Source organism: Serratia sp. A07, assembly GCF_058725505.1.
Genome location: NZ_JBZXDO010000014.1, coordinates 1 through 16858 on the forward strand (window position 1 = coordinate 1; position 16858 = coordinate 16858).

A 16858-nucleotide genomic window follows, 5' to 3' on the forward strand; every position below is an offset into this window, starting at 1 on the left:
GAGGCGGCATCACTGGCGCCGTAGTGAACCGGCCATTTTAATTGTCGCCGACCGGCCAAAATAATTGACGCGAGATACTGGCCGGTGGTGTTGATCGGATAGATGCTGATCCGTGAACTGCCACTCTGATTGGGATATTGGAAGTTATCGATTGGCAAGCGCCCGCTCTGAGGCCGAATCACATTGCCCTGCATATCCTTAATCATCACGCCAATGTCGCGATTGCTGGTTTTCAGCGCCTCAGGCATGCTGCCGTCAGCCTCGCCGCGGAATGACAGGCTGACCTTGACGCCGGCGGAAATATTGCGACAGGCCAGCGTCAGCGTTCTCTCTTCTGGAGTAAAACGGGGCGGCATCGCGCCCTTGGTTTGGATATTCGAGGTCAAGATGTCGCCAAAATTGACCGTAACCACTTGCGGATCGATAACACAACTTTGCGGCACGGTGACGGTGCCACTCATTGATATCGTGGAGACCGGCACATCGCTTTTCACGCCACTCGCCACCGAGACATAGGTGTCCACCAGGCGGGTGCTGGGGATTGTGGTCACGCCAACGAAAGGGCGGCGGAAATACAGATGAATTCGCCCGCGAGCGCCGCTGTTGTAGGGCGTGCTAGCACAGGATTCGTCATCGCCATCCATATCGGTCTTAAAGTTAGACTCATTGGTGAACGGTGCGGCAATAAACTCATTGCGATATCCCGCCACGAAAACTTCGCTCGCGACCCCCAGGTATTCATTCAACGCGTAATACGTTAACCCCCCGCTGCTGAATACCGGCTCGCTCAGCAGCATTTTGGCGGTGACATAAGACGCCGTACGCGTCTGGCATTCGCACTTCACCCGATAAGAACCGGGCAAATTCCAGTTGCCGCCGTCAGCATTCTTAATAATCCGCCCCACCACGTTTTGCGACGGGTCGGTTAAAACCGGGGAAAAGAGGAATGAAAACCCATGAGTCCCCGAAATAGGAGCACACTGCCCGAAAGCCGCCTGTACTTGTGGTGCGCTGAACGTTGCGCACGCCAATAGCCCGCCGACGATGATCCCTCGTTGAATCGATATTCCTGTCGCCATCATATGTACCTTATAAACACTGCCCGTTAACGAGACGAATCCCACCGCTCTCGAGCTGATTAGCCAATTGATAGTTGACCTGACATTGCTGAGCCGCGTCATTGCCCCACTTCACCCGCAGCTGCCCACTCTCCGCCAGGCCGGCCAGATAAACCTGGCCACCGTCGCCGACGATGCCGGCATTGTCAGAGGGGCTGTTGAGATTGCTGACGGTGGCGCCGAACGGCACCGGGTCACCGCTGCGCGTCAGCAAGGTCAGCAACACGCGGGCACCGACGTCCGGATTGAAGCGGGCACGCACCACGGCGCCGCGGGTTGGGATCACCGTTTGGCTGCTCAGCGTCATGTCGACATCTTCAGCAAAAGATTCACCGTCCAATCCGACGATATTGCGCCGGTAAGGCGTCAGGTAAGGCACGACCGCATAGCCGCGCCAATCGGTGCTCACCCCGGTTTGGTTCAGGACATCCACCCCTGACGCGCCGGGCGCCTGCACCAACGCCACCGTATCGCCCAGCGGCTGCGACAGCGTGACGCCGTTTTGGTGCACCAGAACGCCCCCCTGTACGCCGTAGTTCACCTGCCGGCGATGGCGATCGTAGCCATACCCCAGGTTCCACTCGGCGAGGGCGCCTTTGTAGTCCGCCTGAATATTGCCGTTCGCCCCCGCGCCCCTGCCGGTATAGCCCTGGTTGATGCTGTAGTTGAGGTTATTGCCCGGCAAGGTGGTACCGCTCAACCCAAGGTTATTGCTGGTAGCGCCATTGCGGCTGGCGTTCATGCTGTAGGTGGCATAGCTGCCCGGCAGCCATTTGCTGAGCGGTACGCTGACGTTGAACGCTACGATATGGTCACGAATACTGCTGCGATTGCCGTTACTGTCGTAGCCGTTCTGGTTGAAGGTGTAATTCAGCCCGTAACTGACGGCCTCCCAGCTGTTGTTGTAGCTGAGGCTGACAGACTGCGAACGGCGGTTATCGTCCCAGTAGTCTTCGTTAAACAGGCTGAGCGACAACGTTCCCCCCCGCTCCCACAGGCTTTGGCTCATCGTCAGCTCGGCGCGACTCTTCTTGTGATCGTTATAGATAGCGCTGTTGCCGCCGTAGCTCTCCAGCGCCTCTTGCAGGTTATAAAAACCGCGCGTGGAATAGCGGTAGCTGGCCAGACTAAAGTTGGTGCCGGTTTCAATGAAGTTCTTGCCGTAACGCAAACGCCATGACTGCCCCTGCTCCTTCGGCCGGGTTTCCTGCTTGGTCCAGGCCTGGGTGACATCGGCAGACAGCGCGCCCACCGCCCCCAGGTTCTGCCCCCAACCCAGCGCCAGGGACTGATACTTACTGGCCGCCTGCACGCCGCCATACAGCGTGGCTCCCCACGGAAGACCGTAGATCCCGGTCGCCTGGCTGAACGGGCGTTCATCAACGCCACCGCCGTATGAACGGTATTTCCCGCTGGTCAGGCTGTATTTAAAACGCCCTTCGCGCTGCAATACCGGCACCACGGCGTACGGCACCACAAAATGCTGCTCCTGGCCGTCAGCCTCACGCACGTTCACATTCAGGTCGCCGCTGCCGCCCGTGGGATACAGATCGGTAATTTCAAATGCCCCCGGCGGCACATAGCTTTGATAAATCACATAGCCGTTTTGCCGGATTACGATTTGCGCATTAGTACGCGCGATCCCGCGCACCACCGGCGAGTACCCTTTCATGCTGTCCGGCAGGATGTCGTCCTCAGAGGCCAATTGCCCCCCACGGAACTGCACGCTATCGAACACATCGCTGGGCGTTGTGCTGTCCCCCAGGGTCAGGCGGCTTTGCAACGCAACGATATCGCGCTGCAGGTAGGTGTTGATTGAGCGCCAGGAAGAAGAACCGCCGGTGTAATGGTTCCAGATCGAATAGTTACGCAGGCGCCAGGCGCCCCAGTTGATGCCCGAGCGCAGATTGAGGTAATAGTTATTGTTGTTTTGCCGTTCGCTGTCGCGCATCTGGTTATTGGCGCCGCTGAAGTTGTAATTGACCAACAGCGCCGGTATGCCGGAGTCCCATTTATCCGGGGAAACGTAGTCGCGCGCATTCAAGCGCAGTGCCGCTTGCGGGATGCTCAAATTCAGCCTCAGCTGATTGAACAGGAATACCGCAGAGGCCTGTGGAATGGTCTGTGCCAGGTTGACGCAGCTATCCCCGGGCACCATCGCCGGAAACATGGCCACCCTCACGCCCAGTTCCGCCAATTTTTCCGTGCTGAAACAAGGCTGCAGCGCTTGCTTCCCGTCGGCTCCCGGCATAAGCCGAAACTCGACGTCAAGGCTGTCGATCTGTTCGCCGTTAAGGTAAAGATCGACCCGGTAGTTCCCGGGCGCCTGGCTGCTGTTCTCCTCAAACACCGAGAGATCGGCGCCGCGCAGCGCCGGATTATCAATTTCCAGCAGCGCCGGGTTGAAATAATCGCGCGCATGAGCCGTGCCGATCGAGCTCAGCAGCGCCATTTGGCAAGATATCAGGCCGGCCAGAACCGATCGCGCCCCTGGTAAACCAATGCAATTCGGGTTATTCATCCTTTTAACTCCCTGTCCCGATTGGCTCGGCCCGACGAAGAATCAGGTAAGCCGAACGCCTGCTCCAGCGTTATCCCAGAGCAAAAAAACACGCACCGCGGCCCGGTTATAACGTGCTGGTGAAGGTCTGGCCGGTGCCGCCATAGTCGTTGATGATTTGCCAGCTCAGGCTGCCACCTGCGCCACTTGCCGTCGGCAACGGGAAACTGGCGCTCGCCTGCGGCGCCACCATGGTGTTGCCGGTAATGGCGCGGCCATTCAGCTTCAAATTGAAAAAGGTGAGGTAGTAGGGAGAAGGGTTGGTCACCTGCAAACGATCGCCGCTGCGCCGCCACGTCACTTTACCGGCCGCCTCTTCCAGATTGCCGACGAGCCCCTGCGGGCGATAAATCAGCTTTATGCGGGTCTTGATCGCAATTTGCAGCGTGTTCTCTTTCTTTTCCACCGAAGGAATAGCCTTCACATTCAGCCAATACAGCGACTCTCTGTCCGTCGGTAAATTGCCGCCCGCACGTACCACGCGCAGCAGGTTATTTTGGCCCCCGTCTAAACGAAATAGCGGCGGCGTGATAATAAAAGGTGCTTTCGCGCTATCGCCCTCTTGCGCATCGACCCAGGATTGGATCAGATAAGGCACCGCATCCGGATTGTTGATATTCAGAGCAGACTCTTTTTTACCGCCGTCATAGATGAGGCGCGTTCCACCCACTACCACGCCGGCCTGTACCGGAGCCCAAAGCGTCATCAACAACGCCGCCGTCAGCGCAAAGTATCCAGCTTTCATCTCTTTCTTCCCGTTCCCATCACCGATGAACAAGAGCCAGAGAACACGCCCTCTGGCTCATTTTTCTAACTGTTTCGCCGCCGTGACGGCATAGCCTTACTGATAAACGATGGTGAAGTTGGCCGTAGCGTTAGCGCTACCGACGGAAACGTCGTCATAAGCGAAATAGCGCGCGACAAAGCCCAGGGTGTTGTCTTTGTTTTCTTCCAGCGCATACACGCGGGAATCGTTGCCGATATTGAGCACGTTGCTGCCGTCGTCCAGCAGCTGTACGCCAATACCGCCCGCGACCCCAGCGGTGCCGGCGCCGGTCAGTTGCAACAGCCCGGACTGCCCCTGCACCTGAGTACCGTCAAAACGCACGGTGGCGCCGGTCACAGTTTTCGGGCAGTTTTTCAGCACCAGGTTGAAGGCTTTGGCGCCAGCGGTTTTAGACAGGGTGAATGCGTCTTTGGCAATCTTACCCAGAGCGACCTGCTTGTTCTGGGAGTCCGGATCGACGGTGCAAGACTGATCGGTAATGGTGCCAGTGATATTCAGCGCGCCGTCAGCAGCAAATGCAGAGGGGATAAATGCGGACGCGGTCAATACAGCTACAGCCAACAGATTCTTTTTCATCCTACTTTCCTTAAAATTATGCAAAATATGCATGGGGTTTATTTCCGACATATCCTTAATGTCATTCCTTTTATTTAGTTCCATGAATGTGAAGGGCCGTAGCCAGACTGATTAATGACTTCGGGCTTATTCACCCAAACGATTCATTTTGAACTAAAGTGACTCCTTTGGTTTTTAAAACCAATAAAAACCCATTTAACAGGATTTAAAACCAGCTGAGTAACAAAGTGATATTAAATCAGACTAAAAAACCAAGGCGTAAACTCAATGATTTAAATTCGCGGATTTTTGATTAGGATTTTGCTTAGATTAAGAGGGGGCAGGGGATACGAGAAAAAATCACAACACACTGTTTTCAAAAAGAATTAAGCTTTAAGCAGGAAAGAGGGCATGGGAATATTGACATTGTTTTTACGCGTCCTTACAGTATGTTTCAGTTTAGTTCAAAGTGACTCCTTATCGTTATTAACTTAAATCACACTTACCAAATTTCCTTAAAGCGCTGTGCATTGCTGGCGGTATAAATCACCGTATTCTGGATATTTCGGTGCCCGAGGTAATCCTGAATTAAACGGGTGTCGATACCGCGGTCCGCCAATGCAAATCCGCAGCCATGCCGCAGCATATGTGGATGAGCGTTGACCTCCAATTTGGCCACCTTGCTGTAATGGCGAATCAACCCGTAAATACGTTGGCGCGACAGACGGCCACCGCGGTTGGACAGGAACAGCCACTCTTGATCGGCCCAGCGGTGCCGTTGACGCTTATCCAACCAGCGCCGCAGACATTGCCTTTCGCGCAGATAGAGCGGATGGACGGTGGAAAAGCCATTTTTCAACCGATGTACATAGATATTACCGCCTTCCAGATCGATATCCGATAAGCGCCACCCCCCTATTTCGCTGGCGCGACACCCATGAATAAAACACATATAAATCAAACAATAATCGCGTTCTGGATTCTTTCCCTGCAGCGTGACCTCAAGAAGTCTCTCCACTTCGGAAGGCGTCAGATGTTTACGATTAGACATACAACCTCATTACTTTGCTCGGAAAAATGTGGCTGTCATTTTCCTTTTACGTCACCACAATGGACACTCAGGGTAGCCCCTGGCTTATGGATAGGTTCCTGCATCCAGCGCGGAGTATAGCGGATTTGCCGAATGCGAACAGCGCGACAGGCGTTATTATCACGGGCATCAACCACCCTTGTGAGTCGCTCTTGCGAATGGGTTCCGCAGATTCCCGGCATTATCACCACACGGCTTCCTGTTTGCTTTAGCTTGCGTTATCACTGCCTGGCACGATGTGGCGTAAGATTGATAAATTAACCGGCAAAACAAAGAATATTCCTAAAAAATATTGCCATGTCATTAACACTCGCCATTAATAACACCGCCAAAATGAGAATGAAAAACCGCCATCACGGGTTCATATTAACCTGACGGATAAGCATTAATAATTATGGATATCGATAACAGAGTGAAACTGGAAGGGTAAGAGATGAAATGGCAGTCACAACAGACGAAAAAAACCCAGGCCTGACCTCAACAAGCGATCGCCTGGGGGGATGAAATTATTGACGGATTATCACGTGGCACAATTCACCGAGCGTCAACTCAGGGTGTTCGATAAGCATTTCCGCAGTGAGCGTAATGCCGAATTCTCGCCGAACCACCAGCATCAGCTCCATATAATCCAGGCTGTCCAGCCCAAGCTGTTGTAGCGGCATATCTGCCGACAGCTGCGTTCTCTCCAGCCCTCTGGCTTCGTACAACATGCCGCAAATCGTCTCATATAACCGATGATACTTTTCCATAGGCCCTATCGCTATTCATTGTGATAACCAAATACCAGCGCCGCATTGGCGCCGCCGAAACCGAAGCTGAGGCTCATGACATTACGCAGACGGCCATGCCGATGCCCCTCGCGAATATAATCAAGATCGCATTCGGGATCGGTCTCGTGCAAATGGCAGGTTGCCGGCATCATTTGTTGCTGTAACGCTTGCAGGCAGACGATGGCCTCAAAACTGCCGGATGCGCCAAGCAGGTGCCCAGTATAGGATTTCGTGCTGGAAATCGGCGTGCGGTAAGCATCGCGCCCCAGAGCCGCCTTGATCGCCTCGGTTTCGCTCACATCGTTTTGCAGCGTAGAGGTGCCATGCGCATTGATATAGTCGATTTTATGACTGTCGAGCTGCGCCTGCTCTAAAGCCCGTCGTATGGTTTTCACTTTCGCCTGCTGATCCTCCGCCGGGGCGGTAAGATCGAAAGCGTCTGAAAAATTGCCGTACCCTTTGATCTCCCCCAGGATCGTCGCACCACGCGCTAAAGCCGCTTCCCGTTCCTCAAGGCATAACACGGCGGCCCCCTCCGCCAGGACGAAACCGTTGCGATCCCGGCTGAACGGGCAACTGGCTTTGGTGATATCTTTCTGCTCCCGGCTCAACAAACGCAACGCATCCATATTCCAGATCGCACCGTTGCCGCTCAGCGATTCCGACGCGCCGGCCAGCATCATTGCGGCGCGGCCGCTGCGAATCGCCTCAAACGCATCGCCAATCGCGATGCCGCCGGTCGCACAGGCCGCCGCCGGCGAGCCTTGATAACCCCGTAGCAGCCAATGCTGGCCGCATATGGCGGTCGCGATATTGGGCATCGCGTGAAAACAGCCAAACAACTGCCCCAATCCGGATTGCAGATAGTCCGCATTGTTTTGCATGATCTCATCCTGCCCTCCCCAGCCGCTGCCGATAATCGCCCCGCACTCCAACGACGAATAAAAGTGCGCAGGCCCCCTGTAAGAGGATGAAAACGCCATTTCGATCGCCTCTGCGGCGGCGGCAAGCGCCAACCTGGCGAATCTGGGTAGCCGGCGACTTACCCGCGCAGCAACGCCCTCCAGCGGCGGCTCAGACTCCAGCAAAGCAAAAAAGCGCGCGTGGATCCCTGCCGCCGATTTATCGTGATAGCGATAGGCCAGGCGGCTGGCCATGATAGCCTGCCAGTTTTGCTGCGCATTGCCGCCCAGCGCGGTGACGGCACCGTAACCGGTGACCACCACTCGTCTTATTTTCTCCATGCTTATTCTCCTTGCCCCGATGCGAAAGCCTCGTTGCCGCCCAGCGCCAGCCAGAGCTGCATCGTGGCGTTCAGGTAGCGGTATTGCAGCGCCGACAGCGAATTTTCGCTGGTCAACACCGCCTCTTGCGCATCCAGCAGCGTTTGCAGCGCGACGGAACCAGCCTGATATTGATGCCGCGCCAACGCCACGGCTTGCCGGCTCATCGCCAGATGCCGCCGCTGGTTGCCGATTTGCCGCTGTGCTTCCAGGCGTTGTCGCATGGCGTTGTCCACATCGGCCAGCGCGCGGTAGACCGCATCGCGAAATTGAATCTCCGCCCGCTGCGCCTGCAACGCCGCTTTGTCACTGGACAAGCGCATCTTGCGCCATTCGATAAACGGCAGCGTCAACGTGGCCCCCAGCGAACGCGAAGGTTCACTGAACCACCGGCGGAAAAGCCCACTGCCGGCATCCAACCCGGCTTCCAGGCTCAGCGTCGGATAAAAACTCAACCTGGCCGCCTCGGCACCGGCCAGCGCCGCTCTCAGGCGGCGCTCTGCCGCCTGAACATCCGGCCTGCGTGCAATCACCGCCGCTGGCAGGCGCTGCGCGATAGCCACCTCTTCAAGCGGCAACGAACGTCGTTCGCTATAGCGCAGCAGCGGCGATCGCCCAAACAATAACGCCAGCGAGTTACGCGCGTCTTCCCGCTGCCGCTCCAGCTCATGCAGCTGATTCTCTCTCGCCAACAGGTTCTGTTCCGCCTGCAACAGCTCGAATCGGCCAACGTCGCCCGCGGTGTGACGTGCCGCCACCAGCCGCAAAGTTTCACGCGCGATCGTCACCATCCGTTGCTGATGGATAACTTGCTGATTCAAATCGGCAATCTGCCAATACCCGCGCGCGGTAGCACCGATCAAGGTCAACGCGGTATTGCGCCGGTCCAACGCCGAGGCGACGGCCTGCCATTCTGTCTGTTCGCGAATGCGCGCCAGCTTGCCCCATAAATCCAGTTCATAGCTCAGAGAAAGCCCTGCACGGTAGCTTTCCTGCGGCGTAGTCGTGCCCCGCAGCGCTCGGGTATTGCGGCCACTCAGGCTGGCGGCCAGATCCGGCGTCAAATTGCCCTGCGCTAATCCGGCCTCCAACATGGCCTCACGCCACTGCAATCCGGCCAGCGCCAGATCCTGATTCGCGATCAGCACGCCGTCGATCAGCGCCGACAGTTGCGGATCGTTGAAGTTTTCCCACCAGGCGATGCCCGCGCGCAGTGAACCGGAGCGCTCATCGACCACGCGCCACTGCGGCGGCAACGACGGTGGCGTCGTGGCGTCGATCGGCCGCCATCCGCAGGCGCTCAGCGACAGCATCACCAGCCCACAAACCCAAAGTCGGCTCATTCTCGCGCCAGCGCCTCCACCGGCTGCAGGCGCGCGGCGGTGCGGGCGGGAAAGAACCCGAACCCGACACCGATCAACGCCGAGAATCCGCAGGCCAGCAACAGCGGCGGCCAGGTAAAGATCATCGTCACCTGCGGCGCCAATCCGCTCAGAGCCCCTTTAACCAACGCGGCGCAGGCGATCCCCAACACGCCCCCCAGGCTGCAGATCACCACCGCCTCGATCAGAAACTGCCGCATAATGTCCCTCTCAGCGGCGCCCACCGCCAATCGAATGCCGATCTCATGTGTCCGTTCCGTCACCGAGACCAGCATGATGTTCATTACCCCCACACCGCCCACCAGCAGCGAGATGGCGGCAATCGCGGTAATCAGCAGTTGCATGGAGTCTGAGGCGCGCTGAATGGATTGCGTCAGCTGATCGTCGGTCAGGGTGAAGAAATCCCGCCGCCCGTGTTCTACGATCAAACGCCGGGTCGCATCCCGCCCCGCCTCTTCCAGCGTCAGTTTTTCATTCACTCGCATCACAATGGATTCCAGCGGCATATCGCCGGCGATGCGGCCGGTGAGGGAGGTATAGGGCAGCCAGGCAAGCGGTTGAGAGCCGGCGTATTGAGCGCCGCGACGCTGCGCGACGCCAATCACCCGATAAGGCACGCCCGCTATCAGCAATACCGCGCCTACCGGGTCTTGCCGGGAAGAAAACAGCGCCTGCTTTAACAAGGGATCAATCACCGCTACCGGTGCACGCTCACTCAGATCCTGCGCGGTTAACAGGCCGCCGGAAAGCAGGCGAATGCCCTGCGTGCGGAAATACCCTTCGCCGACGCCCATCACGGCGAGTGGCACCTGTTTGCTTTCGCGAACGGCCAGCAGTTGGGTGCCGATCACCGGCGAGACGCTGTCGACGTAAGGCAGCGCCGCCAAAAATGCAGCATCGCGCGCGCTCAGCGAACGCGCGAAATCAGGGCGCGATTTTTCCCACCCGAGGCCAGGGCGAATCTCCAACGTGCTGGTGCCAAGCTGGCTGATTTCCTTGAGAATATTACGCCGTGTGCCTTCTCCGATGGCGATGGCGGAGACCACCGCCGCAATGCCGATAATGATGCCGAGCATCGACAACACGGCCCGGACCCGATGCCCCAGCAATGCCCGCCAGGCCATGCCGACAGCCTCTTTCAGCGCCACACCCGGTGCCATGCGCTTCAGGGGGGCCACCGGCGATAGCGGCCGTTCGAACGTAGCAGGCTGTCGGGAGGCCTCATGGCGACGATCCGCCACGATCTCGCCGTCGCCGATCTCAATGATCCGCCGTGCCTGCTCGGCGATCCGCCGATCGTGCGTCACGATAACGACGGTGTGCCCGACCGCGTTCAGCTCGTGCAAAATGGCCATCAACGCCTGACCGCTGGCGCTATCCAGCGCGCCGGTCGGTTCATCGGCCAAAATGATTTCCGCACCGTTCATCAGGGCACGGGCAATACTGACCCGCTGCTGTTGCCCACCGGAAAGCTGCGCCGGGCGATGACCGCCGCGCTGCGCCAACCCTAGCCGAGCCAACAAATACGCTGCCCGCTGGCGGCGCTCTGCGGCCGGCATGGCGGTATACAACGCCGGGATCGCCACATTCTCGCCGGCGGTCAGATAGGGCATCAGATGATAGCGCTGGAAGATAAAGCCGATATGCCGGCTGCGAAGCTGCGCCAGGCGATCGCCGTCGGCTTGCCCAATAGCCACCCCGTTGATGTACACATTGCCCTGAGAAGGCTTGTCCAGACAGCCGATGATGTTCATCAGCGTCGATTTTCCAGAACCGGAGGCGCCGACGATAGCGACCATTTCCCCCCGCTGAATGCTCAGGGATACGCGCTTGAGGACCGCAATTTTCTGCTCCCCGGCCTGAGACTCGCGCGAGACGTTTTCCAACGCAATAATGGGCTCGGCGTTAGCTGACATGGCCTTCCTCCGCATCAGGCTGCTGATCCAGCAGCACCCGTTCCCCTGCGCTCAGCCCTTCCAGCACTTCGGCATAGCGACGATCGCGGGTACCGATACGCACTCGGCGTACCACGGTCTGCTCGCCATCCAACACCTTGACCTGGTAATCCCCTTCATCTAATGCCTCGCCCAGCGCAGCCATCGGCACCCGCACCACGCCCTGCGCGCGTTCGGTAATGATAAATACCTGCGCCGTCATCGAGGTGCGCAGTCGGCGTTCGTCGTTGGCGACGGCAAACACGCCGTTGTAATACACCGCCGCCGTTTGCTGGCTTGAATTCCTGCCCAGCGGGTCGGTTTCCAGCGCCTCCGCCGGCGCCTGCTGTATCGCACCCATGGCCCCCTCATATCGGCGGCTGGGATCGGCGGCGACGTAAAACCACAGCGGCTGCCCCGTCTTCACCTGCAAGATGTCATTTTCCGATATGCGGGTGTGCACCATCATGGTATCCACGTCTGCCATCACCAAAATGGTCGGCGCGCTTTGCGACGAGACGATGGTCTGCCCTTCCTGGGTGACAATGCCCAGCACCTCGCCGTCGATAGGGGCGGTAATACGGGTAAAAGCCAGATTGGCCCTCGCGGTTTCCTGCGCCACTTCGGCCTGGACGATCTGCGACTCGTTCACTTTCAGCTGCGCCAGTTGCGCGTCGCGCTGCGCCTGCGCTTTTTCCAAATCGCTGGCCACGCCGGCGCGGTCACGCGCCAGCGCCCTTTGCCGCGTCAGTTCCAGCTGGTACTGCTTCAGCTGCGCCTGGCTCGCCAGTTTCTGTGCCTGTGCGCTGCGTAATTCGGCCTGTGACTTGCGCAGCTCGTTAAGCTGCAGCGTCGGATCTATCTCGGCCAACAGCTGCCCCTGGGTCACCCTGTCCCCCTGTTTGACATACAGTTTTTTCAACTGCCCGTTGACCTGTGCGCCAACGTTCACCTGCCGGATCGGTTTTAGAATACCGGTCGCCAACACGCTTTTTTCGATGTCCCCGCGCTCGACGCGCGCCGTTTGCGGTGGTTGCATGTCAGGAGACCGATTCAGCAACGACAGCCCGCCAACCATCGCCACCAAAACGCACAGCGCCAGCGCCACTCGCCGCCAGCGTCTCTTCCCGGACTCGTCACTCCACCGCAGCACAATCATTCATCCTCACGTCATGGGGGAATTCAGGCACCAACCGCCCCTGAGACATGCGCAAGACCCGATCGAACAACGGCAACAGCCGCGGATTATGGGTGACCGTCACCAGGGTTTTACGATTTTCACGGCAATGCGCCACCAGAGCCGACATCACCGTCGCCGCGGTCTTTTCATCCAGATTCGCCGTCGGCTCGTCCAGCACCAACACCGGGCAACGGCTGTACATGGCGCGCGCCAGCAACAGACGCTGGCGTTGCCCCAGCGACAGCCCGGCATGGCTCTCCCGTACCAAGGCATTCACGCCCCCCGGCAGCTGCGCCACCGCGTCCGCCAACCCCAGGCTGCGCAGCGCCTGCTCCACCTGCCGTTGCTGGCCCGGCGCAGACGGCGCGAACAGCGTGATGTTCTGCAACACTGAGGCATTGAACAGAATGTCCTCCTGGCTTTGCAGGAAAAACAGCCGCTGCGCGGCGGCGCTTGCCAGTACGCGCCCATCCAGCGCCAGCGCCCCCTGCTGCGGCGTCAGCAGACAGGCGAGCACCTTCAGCAACGTGCTTTTACCCGCGCCGGAACCGCCGCAAATGGCAATACACTCTCCCCGTTCCAGTGTCAGAGACAAATCGCGCAACACCGGTTGGCCGGCATCGTAAGCGAAGGTCACCCCCCGATACGCCAGCTGCGCGTCAAAATGGCTCACGCTTTCGTCCTCAGACGGTGCCCGAACGGATACCGCAGGAAACAGGTCCCGCGCGCGTTCATCGATGACGTGCAGCTGGTTTTTCTGCAAAACGGCGAAAAAGATCTTGCTGCTGTACGAGGTAAAGATTTCGCGCAGAAAGCTGTAGGCGAAGAATGCCCCCAGGCTGAGCTCGCCCTCCTTGAGCAGCGGCAACGCCAGCAGCATGAACAACACCATCTCCAGACTGCCGATCAGCTGGTAAATGCTGCCCTTTATCTGCTCATAGATCTTTTGCTGCTGCAGGCAGTTGAACAGCGAGCGGGCATGTTCGGCGAACCCTTCCTGCCGCTGGCCGGCCAGGCCGGCGGACTTGATGGTCGAAAACCCCTGGATGGTTTCCAGGATGAAGTCATTTTGCACCGCGCCTCGTACCTGCAGCTGCTGGGTGTAATGCCGATCGCGGTAGATGGCCCACACGCTGACCGCCCCCATCAGCAGCACGCCGACAACCGGCACCAGTGCCAGCATCGGGCTCAGATACCCCATCACCGCTAGCGCGATGGCCCCAATGATCCAGTCGGTGCGCAGGCCGTTATCCAGTTCGATTTTCTGACCGGCGGCCATCTGCCAACTGGTGAAACGGCTGAAGATCTCGCCGGGGGCGCGTTTGCTGAAGAAATTGAGCGAGTTTTCCAGCAGGCGAGAAAAACCGGCGGCGCCGTGCAACAACACGAAATTTTTGATGAAGCGTTCGGTAAAGATGCGAGCAACCAGCGCCAACGCCGTGGACGCCACGAACGCCAATAGATAGTAGGCATAGGGGAACGCGACCTCGCCGGCCATGGCGAACACCTGATTGATCGCGCTGGCGACCATCATCGGCATGATGAACAGCGTCAGCGAGATAAAAAACGTCATCGCCGCCAGGCGATAAATGCCGGCGATGCCGGCGGTATCCTTCAGGCTTAAGCTGGCGAAAGCGCGCCGGCGGCCGCTGCGCGGGGCCGGTGCACCAGCCGGTATCTCATCGCGATCCAGTACCAACGCATAACCGCTGATTTCCGCTTTCAGGGCAGCGTACGGCAGCAGTTGCTGCCCCAATGCCGGATTCATTACGCATACGTACCCCCCCTGGCGATACGCCAGCAACACATAGTGGCCTGCGCCGTAATGCAAAATGGCCGGTAAAGGCAGCGCCGCCAGATCCTGATGCTCAAACGCCACCGGATAAGCCGGTAGCGCCAGCTCTCCCAAAATGGCGCACAGCGTCGCCAGCGAAGTGCCGTGCTGCGAAGCGGGATAACGCTCCCGCAGTTCCGTCAACGGTGCGCGAATGCCCTGAGTTTCCGCCAGCATGGCGATACAGGCCAGCCCGCACTCATTGATTTCGCTCTGCAAGACCGGCGTAGGAAGGATGTTTTCCATACGTAGTGATATCCCTGACTTATTCGTTGATGAAAAATAAAGAGTGCGAATGCCATAACAGCCAATCATCCGCATGCCGCCGGAGGGTTCGCTCGACGATCGCCGGCATGGCGCGGCCGACCCGGTCTGCAGCGACCGGCTCTTCGATGTGAATGCGGATGCCGCGATCGAAATAAAGCGAATAGAACACCACCTGAGCCCGTAGCGCCCGGGACAGCCGAACGAGGCCGCTGTGCAAATGCGCCGGCCGGCCGAACAGATGACAGGCCAGTTTGGCCGCAGCATCCTGATTGCTGTGCAGGGTGTAATCCGGCGTGATGTCCGGGAAGAGGATGATGTTGCGCCGATGTTCCGCCGCTTCCAGCATCGCCTGCGATAAGGTGCCGGCGATGTGCCGCGGATCGTCGTGAATAGAGCAATAGTCGAGCTGCTGCCGCCATTCGTCTTCCGGTGCTCGCCGCGCAAACGCCTGCACATCGCCGGAAACGATCACCGTGGCTCGTCTGGGATAAACATTCGCACCGACCAGCGTCGCCAACACGTCGGAGACCGTATGCATCGGCGCCAGCAGTACCGGCACGCCCGCGCGATGCAGCGGTTCCACGACCCGATCGAGCTGCGCGGAACAGTGCGCCAAATGCTTCATCAGCGCCGCATTGCGAGCATAGACCGCCGCGAGATCCAGCCACTGCCGCCGCTGCATCAGCCAGGCGAAGTCCAGCTTGCCCTCCCCCAACAGGCTCTGGCGGTTCGCCAGCGCTACCGCATGCCGGTGGCGAAAGCGGCGCTGCGGTCTGCTTCCCCCCAACCGCCGGCGCACCTCCAGCCACAGGCGATAATCCACGCGCCGCAGCACAGCACACGTCAGGCGGTTGCCCATCCCGGCACCCGTTGCCGATAAGCGAGCCATCGCGTCTAGGCCGTTGCGCCAGGCCAAATACCCCCGAACCGCGAGCAGGCGCATCACGAGCCCAGCGGCTTATCGTGCTGCAATAGCGACAGCAGCTGCTGGCTGAAAGCGGAAAACTCGCGGTCTTGCAGCGCCAGCCATTTGCGATTGACGATAAAACTGGGGGTCGCGTTGATCTGGTAATAACGGCTCACTGCCGTCATATACGCCAACAGCTCTTTGACCCGTTCCGACTCTCTGGCCTGCTGATAGGCGGTCTTATCGATACCGTTGGCCGTCAGCCAGGCGCTGAGCTGCTTGTCGTCCGCCAGGTTGAGGTTTTCTTTGATAATGGCGCGGTAAGCGGCGGGGCGATGTTGCGCTTCGATCCCCATGATCGTCAGCGTGGCGAACAGGGGCGCAAAGGCCGCCATGCCGGCTTGACTGTCGTCGCTAAGGTGCAAGCGCACCAATTTGGCCCCCGCCGGTAAACTTTTTTCCAGCTCGGCCACGCCGCTTTCGTTGACTTCACAATAGTGGCAGGCATAAGAGAAGACTTCGACAATGGTATTATCGTCTTGCAACGGGCTTTGCTCGATTTTTTCCGGGGCGATAAAGCTCAGGCTTTCTGCCTCCGGCGGTTGAATGACGTAATGTTTAAAATAAAAGGCGGTCAAAAAAGAAGAGGCAAAAATAATGACAAGCGTGTAGCTAATGAAAAGCAAGGGACGTTTATACATAACGGACGCATCCTGCGCATATATTAATACTCACCCGGCAGGGTGAATACATGAAAAAGAGTTAATACCGTAAATAATGAGAACGTAAAGATGACTTTTTCGCCCGGTATCAGGCGGGCCAGCGTGAACGCTGCCCGCCTGCCCACCGCTAATCTAAATGCAGGGGATTAACCCGCCTCAGCTTGGCGTGGTTGGGTTAGACGGGCAGCTTGCCACCGGCGCCGGGTAATAGAACTTCTGTACGCCACCGAATTTGTTCGCACAGGTTTTCACCAGCTGGCAGGTACGGTTATTGCCGCTGCCCACCCAGGCAAACTCCTTGGTACAAACAAAAGTACCGCCGACGATGTTTCCCGCTTCTGACAGATTGATTTTCTTCATTACAATATCCTTATATATATTAAAATATAAACACACTACCCATTACTCTGTCGGCAGACAGAGCAATTCTTCAATACATTTTAAAACCATCTGATTAATAACAATGAGA

Annotated in this window: 14 protein-coding genes; all 14 read right to left on the reverse strand. The window is 58.1% G+C overall.

Translation table 11 applies throughout. From position 1 onward, the window contains the following. A partial coding sequence (locus AC4PR2_RS15125; RefSeq protein ID WP_492175267.1) for a fimbrial protein occupies positions 1 to 1082 on the reverse strand: 1082 nt, incomplete at its 3' end. 7 nt (positions 1083 to 1089) lie between these two features. Then, on the reverse strand, positions 1090 to 3639 hold the full coding sequence (locus AC4PR2_RS15130) for a fimbria/pilus outer membrane usher protein (RefSeq protein WP_492175268.1): 2550 nt from the start codon (positions 3637 to 3639) through the stop codon (positions 1090 to 1092). A 106-nt stretch (positions 3640 to 3745) separates the two neighbouring features. Further along, positions 3746 to 4423, reverse strand: coding sequence for a fimbrial biogenesis chaperone (locus AC4PR2_RS15135; protein WP_060422955.1), 678 nt, complete (start codon positions 4421 to 4423; stop codon positions 3746 to 3748). A gap of 96 nt (positions 4424 to 4519) precedes the next feature. Continuing rightward, a complete protein-coding gene (locus tag AC4PR2_RS15140) occupies positions 4520 to 5041 on the reverse strand; it encodes a fimbrial protein (protein WP_060441332.1) in 522 nt (173 codons plus the stop codon). Positions 5042 to 5522: 481 nt separating this feature from the next. After that, the gene (locus AC4PR2_RS15145; protein WP_044030581.1) at positions 5523 to 6071 is read right to left on the reverse strand and encodes a tyrosine-type DNA invertase; all 549 of its coding nucleotides are present in this window, start codon (positions 6069 to 6071) and stop codon (positions 5523 to 5525) included. Positions 6072 to 6616: 545 nt separating this feature from the next. After that, positions 6617 to 6859 carry an acyl carrier protein gene (locus AC4PR2_RS15150; RefSeq protein ID WP_060422950.1) on the reverse strand — a complete coding sequence of 81 codons (243 nt, stop codon included), beginning with the start codon at positions 6857 to 6859 and terminating at the stop codon, positions 6617 to 6619. 11 nt (positions 6860 to 6870) lie between these two features. After that, positions 6871 to 8124, reverse strand: coding sequence for a beta-ketoacyl-[acyl-carrier-protein] synthase family protein (locus AC4PR2_RS15155; RefSeq protein WP_197803868.1), 1254 nt, complete (start codon positions 8122 to 8124; stop codon positions 6871 to 6873). 2 nt (positions 8125 to 8126) lie between these two features. Further along, entirely contained in the window at positions 8127 to 9506 is a 1380-nt protein-coding gene (locus tag AC4PR2_RS15160) for an efflux transporter outer membrane subunit (protein WP_330113037.1), read from the reverse strand. Continuing rightward, entirely contained in the window at positions 9503 to 11461 is a 1959-nt protein-coding gene (locus tag AC4PR2_RS15165) for an ABC transporter permease (protein ID WP_492175269.1), read from the reverse strand. The genes AC4PR2_RS15160 and AC4PR2_RS15165 overlap by 4 nt, the downstream gene beginning before the upstream one ends. Further along, the gene (locus AC4PR2_RS15170) at positions 11451 to 12638 is read right to left on the reverse strand and encodes an efflux RND transporter periplasmic adaptor subunit (RefSeq protein ID WP_458309232.1); all 1188 of its coding nucleotides are present in this window, start codon (positions 12636 to 12638) and stop codon (positions 11451 to 11453) included. Before AC4PR2_RS15170 ends, AC4PR2_RS15165 begins: the two co-directional genes overlap by 11 nt. Then, positions 12616 to 14739: a peptidase domain-containing ABC transporter gene (locus AC4PR2_RS15175; protein WP_084827204.1), complete on the reverse strand. Its 2124-nt coding sequence runs from the start codon at positions 14737 to 14739 to the stop codon at positions 12616 to 12618. Before AC4PR2_RS15175 ends, AC4PR2_RS15170 begins: the two co-directional genes overlap by 23 nt. 19 nt (positions 14740 to 14758) lie before the next feature. Beyond that, the gene (locus AC4PR2_RS15180) at positions 14759 to 15703 is read right to left on the reverse strand and encodes a lysophospholipid acyltransferase family protein (protein ID WP_197803865.1); all 945 of its coding nucleotides are present in this window, start codon (positions 15701 to 15703) and stop codon (positions 14759 to 14761) included. Further along, positions 15703 to 16212 (reverse strand): DsbA family protein, encoded by a 510-nt coding sequence (locus AC4PR2_RS15185; protein ID WP_330113039.1) that lies wholly within the window; start codon positions 16210 to 16212, stop codon positions 15703 to 15705. The genes AC4PR2_RS15180 and AC4PR2_RS15185 overlap by 1 nt, the downstream gene beginning before the upstream one ends. Before the next feature lie 333 nt (positions 16213 to 16545). Continuing rightward, positions 16546 to 16749, reverse strand: coding sequence for a DUF4762 family protein (locus tag AC4PR2_RS15190; protein WP_060441325.1), 204 nt, complete (start codon positions 16747 to 16749; stop codon positions 16546 to 16548). Between the last annotated feature and the right edge of the window lie 109 nt (positions 16750 to 16858).

Bases quoted from the DNA above. Each gene is read 5' to 3' on its own strand.
- AC4PR2_RS15130 (WP_492175268.1), bottom strand. From the start codon at position 3,639: ATGAATAACCCGAATTGCATTGGTTTACCAGGGGCGCGATCGGTTCTG.
- AC4PR2_RS15135 (WP_060422955.1), bottom strand. From the start codon at position 4,423: ATGAAAGCTGGATACTTTGCGCTGACGGCGGCGTTGTTGATGACGCTT.
- AC4PR2_RS15140 (WP_060441332.1), bottom strand. From the start codon at position 5,041: ATGAAAAAGAATCTGTTGGCTGTAGCTGTATTGACCGCGTCCGCATTT.
- AC4PR2_RS15145 (WP_044030581.1), bottom strand. From the start codon at position 6,071: ATGTCTAATCGTAAACATCTGACGCCTTCCGAAGTGGAGAGACTTCTT.
- AC4PR2_RS15150 (WP_060422950.1), bottom strand. From the start codon at position 6,859: ATGGAAAAGTATCATCGGTTATATGAGACGATTTGCGGCATGTTGTAC.
- AC4PR2_RS15155 (WP_197803868.1), bottom strand. From the start codon at position 8,124: ATGGAGAAAATAAGACGAGTGGTGGTCACCGGTTACGGTGCCGTCACC.
- AC4PR2_RS15160 (WP_330113037.1), bottom strand. From the start codon at position 9,506: ATGAGCCGACTTTGGGTTTGTGGGCTGGTGATGCTGTCGCTGAGCGCC.
- AC4PR2_RS15165 (WP_492175269.1), bottom strand. From the start codon at position 11,461: ATGTCAGCTAACGCCGAGCCCATTATTGCGTTGGAAAACGTCTCGCGC.
- AC4PR2_RS15170 (WP_458309232.1), bottom strand. From the start codon at position 12,638: ATGATTGTGCTGCGGTGGAGTGACGAGTCCGGGAAGAGACGCTGGCGG.
- AC4PR2_RS15175 (WP_084827204.1), bottom strand. From the start codon at position 14,739: ATGGAAAACATCCTTCCTACGCCGGTCTTGCAGAGCGAAATCAATGAG.
- AC4PR2_RS15180 (WP_197803865.1), bottom strand. From the start codon at position 15,703: ATGCGCCTGCTCGCGGTTCGGGGGTATTTGGCCTGGCGCAACGGCCTA.
- AC4PR2_RS15190 (WP_060441325.1), bottom strand. From the start codon at position 16,749: ATGAAGAAAATCAATCTGTCAGAAGCGGGAAACATCGTCGGCGGTACT.